Source organism: Providencia rettgeri (genome assembly GCF_013702265.1).
Taxonomy (GTDB): Bacteria; Pseudomonadota; Gammaproteobacteria; order Enterobacterales; family Enterobacteriaceae; genus Providencia; species Providencia zhijiangensis.
In genome coordinates, this window is record NZ_CP059348.1 from 3,703,085 (window position 1) to 3,716,347 (window position 13,263).

Genomic DNA, 13,263 nt, shown 5'->3' on the forward strand with positions numbered 1-13,263 from the left:
TTAACCAGCCCAATAAGATACAATATCCCCCAAAATATATAGCTAAACCCACTGAGCGCAGTCAACATCCCCATAATGTGAAATATAGAATCTGAAATATAATGAGCCATGCTCTAAATAGTTCGCATTATGGGTAGGCAGCAAGAGAAGATATCTCTAGGAGCATACAAAAGTATGTGACTAGAGGAGCTGAGCGCAGCCAACACCCCCATAATGTGAAATATGACGAGCATGTACGAATTCGACTTGATTTTATTACTACTACAACAAATGTGCGTCTACCTTGTTATCGCTTGGGCACTCAGCCGCACTCCGTTGGTCACCCCACTTCTTAAGGTTACTATCCGCTTACCTCATAAAGTGATGTGCTACCTGATTTTCTCAGTATTTTGCATCATCGGTACTTATTTTGGTTTACATATCAATGATTCCATAGCTAACACTCGTGCTATTGGCGCCGTACTTGGCGGATTATTAGGCGGCCCTGCAGTGGGTTTTGCTGTTGGGTTTACTGGTGGGATCCACCGATACTCTTTGGGTGGAATGAGCGCTTTCGCTTGTATGATCTCGACCATTGTCGAAGGCTTAATTGGTGGACTGGTCCATCGATACTATATGAAGCGCGGGGAAATTAATAAAATTTTTAACCCTGTTACCGCCAGCTGCGTTACCTTTTTCGCTGAAATCATCCAGATGCTGATTATTTTACTCATCGCTCGCCCATTCGATGAAGCCTATGAATTAGTGAAAAATATTGCCGCACCGATGATCATTGCCAATACCATCGGGGCAGCCATGTTTATCCGTATATTGCTGGATAGACGTGCCATCGTCGAGAAATACACCACAGCATTTTCTGCTCAAGCCTTGAAAATAGCCTTATGTACTGAAGGTATTTTGCGTAAAGGCTTCAATGCGGATAACAGCATGAAAGTGGCGAAAATTATTTATCAAGAGTTAGATATTGGTGCGGTGGCCATTACGGATCGAGAAAAAATTCTCGCCTTTATCGGACTAGGCTCCGATCACCACATTCCGGGGACACCTATCTCATCCATTCAATCTAGGCAGGCCATTGATAATAATGAAGTGGTCTATGCCGATGGTAACGAAACTCCCTATAAATGCTCATTAAGCTCTTCATGCAAACTGGGCTCGACCCTCGTGATCCCACTGAGAGGTGAAAACCAGCGAGTCATTGGAACCATCAAATTATACCAAGCCAAAAATAGCCTCTTTAGCTCCATCAACCGTACGCTAGGGGAAGGAATTGCCAGCCTATTTTCTGCCCAAATTTTGGCGGGACAATATGAGCGTAATAAACAATCCTTACTGCAATCGGAAGTCAAACTGCTTCACGCACAAGTGAACCCGCATTTTCTCTTTAATGTGCTCAACACATTACAGGCTGTGATCCGCAAAGATAGCCAGCAAGCAGGACAGCTTGTGCAATATATCTCCACCTTCTTTCGTAATAACTTAAAACGTCCAGAGCAGAATGCGACACTAGGGGAAGAAATTGAGCACATCAATTCATACCTACAAATTGAAAAGGCGCGATTCCAAGAGAGTTTGCAGATCCATTTAGATATCCCCGATGAAGTTAAACAGGTGGAATTACCCGCGTTCACACTGCAACCGATTGTCGAAAACGCAATAAAACATGGCACTTCACAGTTATTAAATACCGGATACATTACAATACGTAGCTATATTCGCTGTGAACATGTCTATATTGAAATCGAAGATAATGCTGGCTTATACCAGCCAAGTGGACAATCTGACGGCTTAGGAATGGGCTTAGTCGATAAACGCTTGCGCCTGAAATACGGTGAAAAATATGGAATAGGCGTGGAGTATGAACCTGAAAAATTCACCCGCGTGAAAATTCGATTGCCCTACATGTCCACTTAATCACATTGCACATAATAAATGATAATAACGCTATGAATGTATTGATCGTTGATGACGAACCCCTAGCACGTGAAAACGTGCGCTGCTTACTCGAGGAGCATGACGATATCGAAATTATTGGCGAGTGCGCCAATGCCATTGAAGCCATCGGTTTGATCCACAAAAAAAAGCCTGATGTGGTGTTTTTAGATATTCAAATGCCCCGAGTTACGGGATTAGAAATGGTGCGTATGCTCGATCCTGAAGAGCGCCCACATATTGTTTTTCTGACGGCATTTAATGAGTTTGCTATCCAAGCTTTCGAAGAGCATGCTTTCGACTATCTACTTAAACCCCTTGAACCAGAAAGATTGGCAAAGACTTTAGCTCGTTTACGCCAAAATAAACACAAACAGAATCTCGAGCTTCTCGATAACAACGAACCGCTCAAATTTATTCCTTGTACCGGACACAGCCGCATTTATTTGATGAAATTAGATGATGTCCAATATGTCACTTCACGTATGAGCGGCGTGTATGTGATGAGTACCCAAGGACAAGAAGGCTTTACCGAATTAACCTTGCGCACATTAGAAATGCGTACGCCGTTAGTGCGTTGCCATCGTCAATATTTAGTGAATATGGCCCAGCTCAGAGAGATTTTATTTGGGGATAATGGACAAGCCGAATTGGTGCTATGCTCAGGTGGGCATATTCCCGTTAGCCGCCGCTATTTAAAACCGTTGAAAGAGGCGTTAGGGTTAATTTAACGAGTGACTCAGGAGAAAAGGTTATGGCTGATTTTTACCTGCAAATTCGAACCAATTCGATGACATTGAAAAATCTCGACACCCATGAAGAACGCAGTGCAACGGGTGAGTTTTCAGTCCAAAGGATGGTTATCGGGGATTTTTTTAAAGCCGAGTTTGTGCTGTATCAGTTGGTCTGCGATATGGGTCTAAAAGTCCGTCGTCCTTTTGCGTCGAAACATCGTGTTTTGGTTCAAGCCCTCGAAATTATTGAAGGTGGCGTGAATATGGTGGAAGAGCGCCTATTTAGCGAAATTGTTTACGGGGCATTTAATCAGCGAGTGAAAAAAGTGGTGGTGAGCCGATCACCACTGCCTATGCCTCAGCGAGAAGCAAAAGCCTTATTAACTGCATAAAAAAACCCGCATTTAAAAAATGCGGGTTTTTTGTATTTATCTCAGCCACATTTACGTGGCTGGATAGCGTAATTATGCGTTGTGGCTGCTGCTACGACGACGTGGCGCTGCATTGTTGCCATCTTGGCGCGGTGCAGAGTTACCACGGTCACGGTTGCCACCATCGCGATTTCCACCACGACGGTTGCCGCTGAAGCCTTCACGATCACCACCGCTACGACGACCATCACGATCGCCACCACGGTCATTACGACGACCTGCACCGAAACCACCTTCGCTGCCGCCTTCACGACGCGGGCCACCACGACGTTCGCCACCGCCACGACGCTCAAATGGTTGAGCATCACCGATCAGTTGCATTTGCATTGGTTTGTTCAGTACACGCGCACGGCTTAAGTGAGTTAACACTTCGCTTGGCATACCTTTTGGTAACTCGATAGTTGAGTGAGTACCAAACAGTTTGATATTACCAATGTAGCGGCTGCTGATGTCTGCTTCGTTCGCAATCGCACCAACGATATGACGAACTTCAACACCGTCATCACGACCCACTTCGATACGGTACATTTCCATATCGCCAACATCACGACGCTCACGACGAGCACCACGGTCGCCGCGCTCTGCACGGTCAAAACCGTTGCCGTTGCTGTTGCGGTCGTTACGGTCACGACGGTCGCCACGACGATCATCACGGTCGTTGAATTCACGACGCGGACGACGCGGTGCATCTGGTGGCAGGATCAGAGCGCGTTCGCCTTGAGCCATTTTCAGTAATGCCGCTGCTAAGGTTTCCATATCTACATCTTCAGATGGAGACATTTTCGCTAACAGTGAACGGTACTGATCTAAGTCGCTGCTTTCTAATTGCTGTTGAATTTGTTCAGCAAATTTCGCCTGACGACGTTGGCTTAATACGTCAGCATCTGGCAATTCCACTTCAGGAATAGTCAGTTTCATTGTACGTTCAACGTTGCGCAGTAAACGACGCTCACGGTTCTCAACGAACAGTAATGCACGACCCGCACGACCCGCACGACCGGTACGACCGATACGGTGAACGTAAGATTCCGCATCCATTGGGATGTCGTAGTTAACAACTAAGCTGATACGCTCAACATCCAGACCACGTGCTGCAACGTCAGTTGCGATCAGGATATCTAAACGACCATCTTTTAAGCGCTCTAATGTTTGTTCACGCAGTGCTTGGTTCATGTCACCATTCAGTGCCGCACTGTTGTAGCCATTACGCTCAAGCGCTTCTGCAACTTCTAAGGTTGCGTTTTTGGTACGAACGAAAATAATCGCCGCATCGAAATCTTCAGCTTCTAAGAAACGTACCAGCGCTTCATTTTTACGCATGCCGTAAACAGTCCAGTAGCTTTGAGCGATATCTGGACGTGTAGTAATGCTCGACTGAATGCGGATCTCTTTAGGATCTTTCATAAAGCGACGAGTAATACGACGGATTGGTTCTGGCATTGTTGCCGAGAACAGCGCAGTTTGGTGTTCTGCTGGAATCTGGCTCATGATGTTTTCAACATCATCGATGAAGCCCATACGCAGCATTTCATCAGCTTCGTCTAATACTAAGCCTTTCAGTTTAGAAAGATCTAAAGTACCGCGCTTCAGGTGGTCTAACAGACGACCTGGAGTACCAACAACCACTTGTGGTCCTTGGCGTAATGCACGAAGTTGAACGTCATAACGTTGACCGCCATATAAGGCAACCACGTTGACACGGTTCATGTGTTTAGAGAAATCGCTCAGTGCTTCAGCAACTTGCACCGCTAACTCACGTGTCGGTGCCAGTACTAAAATTTGTGGCGCTTTTAAATCAGGGTCGATGTTATGCAGTAATGGCAAACCAAATGCAGCGGTTTTACCACTACCTGTTTGTGCCATACCTAATACATCATTACCATCCAATAACAATGGAATACATTGTTGCTGGATTGGAGATGGTTTTTCGTATCCCAGGTCGCTTAGTGCGTTCAAAATAGATGCTGATAAACCTAGATCAGCAAAAGACATATCGGTCTCAGTCGTCATGTAAAGGTGCCTCATACTTAGTGGCGGCCAGTTTACATAACGGAGCGAAAATCATTTCGGTCATTATCATTTAAAATGTGAACTGGCTCAAATTGTGTTATTAAACGAACAAATAAACCCTCACCCGGGTGGATGATGGCTTAAAAATGAATAGAGAAATGTTCGTCAGCTATTGCTGGCCCGATTCTAATAGGTCGTCTTGTTCTTGGCCTAACAGCGCCAATTCCAACAATGCGTAGCGGTGCTCAACAAAGCTGTGTGCGTTGTTAGCTACCGTCAGTTTGAATAACGCAGTTGCGCTATCCTTATCCCCCAGACTTAGGTAATGCTTACCTAAATAGAAGTTAGTTTCACTGAGATGCTCAGCGAGCGAAGTGTTATCCGTAGATGTCTCTTTCAAACGCTCCATCAATGTCGTTTCATTGATATTGCCAAGATAGAATTCTACGATATTCCAGCCCCATTGCCCTTTCTCCGCTTGGTTGTAGCGGGCAGCAAGATTGTCTTGTGCCATACGCGGGTCTATGTCTTTCTCTACGAGATAAAGCCACAGAGTACGAAAAGGATCATTTGGATCTATCTGATAATACGCCAGCAGATCATCCTGCGCTAATTTGTATCGTCCACCGTAATATAATGCGATGCCACGATTCATTCGCGCGAAATTGTAAGTTGGATCAAGCTCTAAAACAGAATCAAACGCTTCATAGGCGGCATCATAGTTGCCAGCCTGCGTAAAATATATTCCTAAAAAGTTAAAGATTTCAGGAATATCCGGACGGATTGACAACGCAGTTGAAAAATCATTACGTGCCAGCGCCCTTAAACCGAGACTATCATACAGTACTCCGCGCTCATATAAAAGCTGCGCGTACTCATCATCGGTCAAAGATCGGCTCGCAAGGATTTGTTCCATACGAGCCAAAATCACTTCTTGTTGTAATGAAGGCTGCAATGGAACTGCAAAAACCTCGTTTTTACGCCAATCTTTATTACTACATCCAATAATAATAAAAAAGATGAACGCGGATAGCACACGAACTAAGGTGCGGCTATCGATAAAACGAAAGTTAATACAGTTCTGCATACTACGCCCTTACATTACCACTAGTCAGCAAATTTAGGCTGATAGCGCCCAAGTTTATCAGGCGCTACACTTTCGGTCAGCTTATTCTGCTGATTCCTGCTGTGCTGGAGCTTCTTCGCCAGCAACAGCTTCTTTCATGCTCAGGCGAATACGGCCTTGACGGTCGATTTCTAACACCTTAACAGGAACTTCTTGACCCATTTGCAGGTAGTCAGTCACTTTCTCTACACGCTTGTCAGCGATTTGAGAAATGTGAACCAGACCTTCTTTACCGCCACCGATAGCAACGAATGCACCGAAGTCAACAATACGAGTCACTTTACCTGGGTAGATACGACCCACTTCAACTTCTGCAGTGATGTCTTCGATGCGACGAATTGCTTCTTTCGCTTTCAGGCCATCAGTTGCTGCGATCTTCACAGTACCGTCATCTTCGATTTCGATAGTTGTGCCTGTTTCTTCCGTTAATGCGCGGATAACAGAACCACCTTTACCGATGACATCTTTGATCTTGTCTGGGTTGATACGGATGGTGTAAATGCGTGGAGCGAACTCAGAGATCTCTTCACGTGGACCATTGATAGCTTGTTCCATTGTGCCAAGGATATGCAGACGCGCACCTTTAGCTTGGTTCAGAGCCACTTGCATGATTTCGCGAGTGATACCTTCGATTTTGATATCCATTTGCAGTGCGCTGATACCGTCACGGCTACCCGCTACTTTAAAGTCCATATCACCTAAGTGGTCTTCGTCACCTAAGATGTCAGACAGGACAACGAAATCGTCGCCTTCTTTCACCAGACCCATCGCGATACCCGCAACAGCCGCTTTAATTGGTACACCAGCATCCATCAGAGCCAGAGACGCACCACATACAGATGCCATTGAAGAAGAACCGTTAGATTCCGTGATTTCAGAAACCACACGTACTGTGTACGGGAATTCTGCTTGTGAAGGCATAACTGCCAGCACACCACGTTTCGCTAAGCGACCGTGACCAATTTCACGACGTTTAGGTGAACCAACCATACCAGTCTCACCAACAGAGTATGGAGGGAAGTTGTAGTGGAATAAGAAGCGGTCAGTGTATTCGCCCATTAATTGGTCGATAACCTGTGCATCACGCTCAGTACCTAATGTTGCAGTAACCAGCGCCTGAGTTTCACCACGGGTGAACAGTGCAGAACCGTGAGTACGTGGCAGAACACCAGTACGAACGTCCAGCGCACGAACCATGTCTTTCTCACGACCATCGATACGTGGCTCACCACGGATAACGCGGCTACGAACAACTTGTTTTTCTAAGTGAGCAAGAATGTCTGACACTTCAGAAACATCGACGTTTTCATCTTCAGCAACCAGAGTTGCAATCACTTCGTCTTTGATCAGGTCAACTTGAGCATAACGCTCTTGTTTCTCAGTGATACGGTAAGCATCGCCCATACGGCTTTCAGCCAGTGCAGCAACGCGATCGTTCAGAGCTTGGTTAACTGGCTCTGGCTGCCAATCCCATTTCTCTTTGCCCGCTTCTTTGACTAATTCATTGATGTTCTGAATAACAACTTGTTGTTGATCGTGACCGAACACAACTGCACCCAGCATTTGCTCTTCGCTTAACAGTTCAGCTTCTGACTCAACCATTAATACTGCGCTGTCAGTACCTGCAACTACTAAATCCAGACGGCTTGATTTTAATTCATCAGCAGTTGGGTTCAGAACATATTGGTCATTGATAAAACCAACACGTGCAGCACCGATAGGACCATTGAATGGAACACCAGACAGTGCCAGTGCAGCAGATGCACCGATCATCGCAACGATATCTGGGTTAACTTGTGGGTTAACAGAAACAACGGTAGCGATGATTTGGATTTCGTTCAGAAAGCCTTCTGGGAACAGAGGACGTAATGGACGGTCAATCAGACGTGCAACTAAAGTTTCGCCTTCACCAGGACGGCCTTCACGACGGAAGAAGCTACCTGGGATACGACCTGCAGCGTAAGTACGCTCTTGGTAGTTAACCGTTAAAGGGAAGAAATCTTGCCCTTCTTTAACTTTTTTCTGTGCCACAGCAGTCACGAATACTGCAGTGTCATCCATGTTTACCATCACCGCCGCCGTTGCTTGGCGTGCGATCATGCCTGTTTCTAATGTTACGGTATGCTGGCCATACTGGAACTTACGAACAATAGGATTTAACAAAATATTACCCTTTTTGTAAGGCTACGAGAGATTCTCAAGTAGCATGGTTTATTTTCTGACTACAGCCTCGCGACTAATGAGAGGATTGATATTCCAATCATCAATTCTCTCATTAGCCGCGCGAATACGGATGTAGTTTTAAGTGGTTTTAATTAAAACAGTCAATTATCGATAATAGCTTAACATTTTAGTTAAGTATAATTCGAGTATTACTTCAACTTTCAATTAACTTTTAGAAGAAAAGGGGCCATTTGGCCCCTTTCCTCTGAAACTGACAAGATTAACGACGCAGACCCAGACGCTCGATCAGCGCTGTGTAACGTGCGATATCTTTACCTTTCAGGTAAGCTTGTAAACGACGACGCTGAGCAACCATACGCAGCAGACCACGACGGCTGTGGTGATCTTTTTTGTGCTCGGAGAAGTGACCTTGCAGATGGTTGATTTGTGCAGTTAACAGAGCGATTTGAACTTCGCTTGAACCAGTGTCGTTTTCACCGCGGCCGAATTCAGCAACGATTTTCGCTTTCGCTTCAGTACTTAGAGACATAATAAACTCCAAAATAATATAAATTTAAGTGATGAGAGCCAATCTCTAATTTAGCATCTCAAGATTTAGCGCCGTCATTCTACGCTGCTTAGGGCAGCAAAGCAATAAGCGCCATTATGCGGACGGTTCATTTTCAACGACCAAACGCTTCGGTGCAATACGTCCATCTTCACTAATCAGAGCGATACCGATAAACCGCTGCTCTGAACCACAAGTGACGCGGATCATGTCGCCTTCCACGAGGTCTTTTACATCACCACGTACAGGTTGACCCTGTTTAAAATACGCGGCTGTTTCCTCAGTAATATTCACTGCAGGAAAATGAACCACTGCGGTATCCATTGGCAATAATAGAGAATCGAGCAAGGATTCAAAAGACCCTTCTCCCGCATCCACTTTTGCCCGTAAAGCAGCTAATTGCTCCAACGTGACCATACGATCGTAAGGATAATTTGCCACTTGTACACGACGCAGATAAGTGACGTGCGCACCGCATCCTAACATTTCACCTAAATCGTCAATAATAGTCCGAATATAGGTGCCTTTAGAACAGTGAATTTCCAGTTCTAATTCGTTGTTATCCCAACGAATAAACTGAAGTTCATACACTGTAATTGGGCGTGCTTCACGCTCTACCGTAATACCTTTACGCGCGTATTCATACAATGGGCGCCCTTGATGTTTCAGCGCTGAATACATGGAAGGCACTTGCAGGGTATCCCCACGAAAATGTTCGAGGGCTTCCTCAAGTTGCTGTGCCGTAAAAGTGATATCGCGTTCGCTAATGATTTCCCCATGGGAGTCGGAAGTATCCGTTCGTTGACCAAGGCGAGCAATCACGCGATAGCGCTTATCTGAATCGAGTAAAAACTGTGAAAATTTCGTCGCTTCGCCAAGGCAGACTGGCAGCATGCCTGTCGCTAGTGGGTCAAGTGCCCCCGTGTGCCCAGCTTTATTCGCGTTGAAAAAGCGCCGCACTTTTTGCAGCGCATCGTTTGAGGAAATATCGGTGGGCTTATCTAACAGCACAACGCCGTCAATATTGCGCCCGCTACGACGACGCCCCATTATTTTTCCTCTTTACTATCTGTACCTGCACGACGCTCTTCGTCATTACGAATCACGTTCGATACTAAGTTAGACATACGCATACCATCAACTAATGAGTTGTCATATTCAAACGTTAACTCAGGAATAATACGTAAGCGCATTGCTTTCCCCAGTAATGAACGAATGAAACCTGACGCTTCATTTAATGCTTTAATGCCGTCTGCAACCATCTCTTCTTCACTTTTTTCATTCGCAAAGTTGAAGAAAGTGACGAAGACTTTACCGTATGCCAGATCCCGTGACAGCTCTACGCCAGAAACGGTTGCCATGCCAATACGGGGATCTTTGATTTCGCGCTGCAAGATAATCGCAATTTCTTTTTGCATTTCTTGAGCTACGCGCTGAGAACGACTGAATTCTTTTGCCATCGTTAATCTCCTGACAATAAAGGGGGCAATAGCCCCCTCATTAATACTATTTTGTCACCACGATACTTCGTGGGTACTCACAAAATTAACCGTCGATTGAACGTTTAACTTCGATAACTTCAAAGACTTCGATCATATCGCCGACACGGACATCGTTGTAGTTCTTAACACCGATACCACATTCCATACCGTTACGAACTTCGCTAACGTCATCTTTAAAGCGACGCAGTGATTCCAGCTCACCTTCGTAGATAACCACGTTATCACGCAGAACGCGGATTGGATTATTACGCTTGATGGTACCTTCAGTAACCATACAACCAGCAACTGCACCAAATTTCGGTGATTTGAACACATCACGGACTTCTGCAAGACCCATGATTTGCTGTTTGTATTCAGGTGCCAGCATACCGCTCATCGCTTGTTTGATTTCATCAATCAGGCTATAGATGACGGAGTAGTAACGTAAATCAACGCTTTCGCTTTCAACTACGCGACGAGCAGATGCATCGGCACGGACGTTAAAGCCAAGAATGATCGCATTAGAAGCTGCAGCCAGAGTTGCATCAGTTTCAGTGATACCACCCACGCCAGAACCGATGATTTTGATTTTAACTTCATCAGTTGACAGTTTCATCAGAGAGTCAGTGATAGCTTCACAGGTACCTTGAACGTCAGTTTTCAGTACGATATTCAGTTCAGAAACTTTACCTTCTTCCATGTTAGCAAACATGTTTTCCAGTTTAGATTTCTGCTGACGAGCTAATTTCACATCACGGAATTTACCTTGACGATACAGGGCAACTTCACGTGCTTTTTTCTCATCACGAACAACTGTCGCTTCATCACCCGCTGAAGGAACGCTGGACAGACCCAGGATCTCAACTGGCATTGAAGGGCCGGCGGACAGAACTTCTTTACCTAATTCGTTGCGCATTGCACGAATACGGCCGTATTCAAATCCACACAGTACGATGTCGCCTTTGTTCAATGTACCTTCTTGAACTAAGATAGTTGCCACTGGGCCACGACCTTTGTCTAGGTAAGATTCAACAACCACACCGCTTGCCATGCCTGCATATACCGCTTTCAGTTCTAAAACTTCAGCTTGCAGCAAGATAGCATCTAACAGTTCATCGATACCGGTACCCACTTTCGCAGACACACCGATAAACTGAGTGTCACCGCCCCACTCTTCAGAAATAACGCCGTACTGAGACAGCTCATTTCTGACGCGATCTGGGTCAGCTTCTGGTTTATCCATTTTGTTGACCGCAACAACGATTGGCACACCTGCTGCTTTCGCATGCTGGATAGCTTCGATTGTTTGTGGCATAACACCATCATCTGCAGCAACAACCAGAACAACGATATCCGTTGCCTGAGCACCACGAGCACGCATTGATGTAAACGCGGCGTGACCTGGGGTGTCTAAGAAGGTGATCATACCTTTGTCAGTTTGAACGTGGTATGCACCGATGTGCTGAGTAATACCACCTGCTTCGCCTGATGCTACTTTCGTTGAACGAATGTAGTCCAGTAAAGAGGTTTTACCGTGGTCAACGTGACCCATGATGGTAACAACTGGCGCGCGAGCTTCTTTAACTGCTGAGCCAGTGTCACGGTCGTTCATTACCGATTCTTCTAACTCATTCTCACGACGCAGAATAACTTTGTGACCCATTTCTTCTGCAACTAATTGTGCAGTTTCTTGGTCAATCACTTGGTTGATGGTTGCCATTGCACCCATTTTCATCATCGTTTTGATGACTTGGGAGCCTTTAACTGCCATCTTGTTAGCTAATTCGCCAACAGTGATAGTTTCGCCGATAACGACGTCACGGTTTACCGCTGCAACAGGTTTGGTGAAGCTTTGTTGTAAAGAGCTGCCTTTACGTTGCTTACCTTTAGTGCGACCTGAGCGACCTGCAGCGCGTTCTTCTTCGCGATCCGCTTTTTCAGAAAGTTTGTTGCCTTTCTTCTGGCGAGGTGCTTTAGCAGAACGGTTACGTGAACGACGACCTTCTTCTTTCTCATCACTTTCATCTTCCGCCGCACGAGCGTGGGTAGATGTTGTTGTGTGATAGTCGCTATCATCTTCAGATTTGCTATCTGAGTTCCAGTCTTCGCCTTTTTCTTCAGCCATTTTACGGGCTTCTTCAGCAACACGGCGCGCATCAGCTTCAACTTTACGTTGAGTTTCTTCTTCCGCTTTGCGTTTCAGTTCAGCAGCTTCGGCTTCAAGGCGCTGTTTGTCAGCGTTACTTTCAGTTGCCGCTTTGCTTGGTTTTTGATTTTCGCTTTGTTTCACTTTTTCTCTTTCCGCTACTTCGCGCGTAGCTTTATCAGCTGCTTCACGTTTTGCTTTCTCTTCGGCTTCACGTTTTGCGTTAGCTTCTGCGTCACGTTTTGCAGCGTCTTCTGCTGCACGTTTCGCTTCTGCTTCACGTTTTGCCAGTTCCTCAGCTTCGCGCTGTGCTTGCTCTTCCGCTTCACGCTGCGCCTGCTCTTCCGCTTGCGCTTCTTCAGCGTCGCGGTTCACATAAGTGCGTTTTTTGCGGACTTCAACATTTACCGATTTGCTTTTGCCACCGGTGACTGGAACACTCAGCGTACTACGAGTTTTACGCTGCAATGTTAACTTACTTGGCTGCCCCGCTGCTCCGCCTTGTTCACGGTTTAAGTGGTTCAGTAAAGTTTCTTTCTCAGTCTGGCTAACAGAGTCATTCGCACCTTTCGTGATCCCTGCTTCAGCAAATTGCTGTACCAGGCGCTCAACTGTGGTTTGAATTTCCGTTGCCAGTGATTTTACAGTTTCTGTCATGCCGTTCCTTCCTGC

General features: G+C 45.8%; 10 protein-coding genes. 3 read left to right on the top strand and 7 right to left on the bottom strand.

The features are described 5' to 3' along the window. Window positions 1-231 precede the first annotated feature (231 nt). Genes H0913_RS17010 through H0913_RS17020 form a run of 3 tightly spaced genes read left to right on the top strand, consistent with a single transcriptional unit; the run spans window position 232 to window position 3,058 of the window. Complete coding sequence (locus H0913_RS17010; protein WP_154603114.1) at window positions 232-1,914, top strand: sensor histidine kinase; 1,683 nt, start codon at window positions 232-234, stop codon at window positions 1,912-1,914. 32 nt (window positions 1,915-1,946) lie between these two features. Continuing rightward, complete coding sequence (btsR, locus tag H0913_RS17015; RefSeq protein ID WP_154603020.1) at window positions 1,947-2,663, top strand: two-component system response regulator BtsR; 717 nt, start codon at window positions 1,947-1,949, stop codon at window positions 2,661-2,663. Window positions 2,664-2,686: 23 nt separating this feature from the next. Next, a complete protein-coding gene (locus H0913_RS17020; RefSeq protein ID WP_154603021.1) occupies window positions 2,687-3,058 on the top strand; it encodes a YjaA family stress response protein in 372 nt (123 codons plus the stop codon). A 72-nt stretch (window positions 3,059-3,130) separates the two neighbouring features. Here H0913_RS17020 and H0913_RS17025 read toward each other — a convergent pair whose 3' ends face one another. The 7 genes from H0913_RS17025 to infB form a co-directional block, all read right to left on the bottom strand. Further along, window positions 3,131-5,107, bottom strand: coding sequence for a DEAD/DEAH family ATP-dependent RNA helicase (locus H0913_RS17025; RefSeq protein WP_154603022.1), 1,977 nt, complete (start codon window positions 5,105-5,107; stop codon window positions 3,131-3,133). Between the two features lie 169 nt (window positions 5,108-5,276). Continuing rightward, window positions 5,277-6,194 (bottom strand): lipoprotein NlpI, encoded by a 918-nt coding sequence (gene nlpI / locus H0913_RS17030; protein WP_154599704.1) that lies wholly within the window; start codon window positions 6,192-6,194, stop codon window positions 5,277-5,279. Between the two features lie 81 nt (window positions 6,195-6,275). Beyond that, the gene (pnp, locus tag H0913_RS17035) at window positions 6,276-8,396 is read right to left on the bottom strand and encodes a polyribonucleotide nucleotidyltransferase (RefSeq protein WP_154637997.1); all 2,121 of its coding nucleotides are present in this window, start codon (window positions 8,394-8,396) and stop codon (window positions 6,276-6,278) included. A gap of 280 nt (window positions 8,397-8,676) precedes the next feature. Beyond that, the gene (rpsO, locus tag H0913_RS17040) at window positions 8,677-8,946 is read right to left on the bottom strand and encodes a 30S ribosomal protein S15 (RefSeq protein WP_006814502.1); all 270 of its coding nucleotides are present in this window, start codon (window positions 8,944-8,946) and stop codon (window positions 8,677-8,679) included. A gap of 114 nt (window positions 8,947-9,060) precedes the next feature. Further along, the gene (truB, locus tag H0913_RS17045; protein WP_132496364.1) at window positions 9,061-10,014 is read right to left on the bottom strand and encodes a tRNA pseudouridine(55) synthase TruB; all 954 of its coding nucleotides are present in this window, start codon (window positions 10,012-10,014) and stop codon (window positions 9,061-9,063) included. Further along, window positions 10,014-10,424 carry a 30S ribosome-binding factor RbfA gene (rbfA, locus tag H0913_RS17050; protein WP_036949056.1) on the bottom strand — a complete coding sequence of 137 codons (411 nt, stop codon included), beginning with the start codon at window positions 10,422-10,424 and terminating at the stop codon, window positions 10,014-10,016. Before rbfA ends, truB begins: the two co-directional genes overlap by 1 nt. Before the next feature lie 85 nt (window positions 10,425-10,509). Beyond that, a complete protein-coding gene (infB, locus tag H0913_RS17055) occupies window positions 10,510-13,248 on the bottom strand; it encodes a translation initiation factor IF-2 (RefSeq protein ID WP_132496363.1) in 2,739 nt (912 codons plus the stop codon). Between the last annotated feature and the right edge of the window lie 15 nt (window positions 13,249-13,263).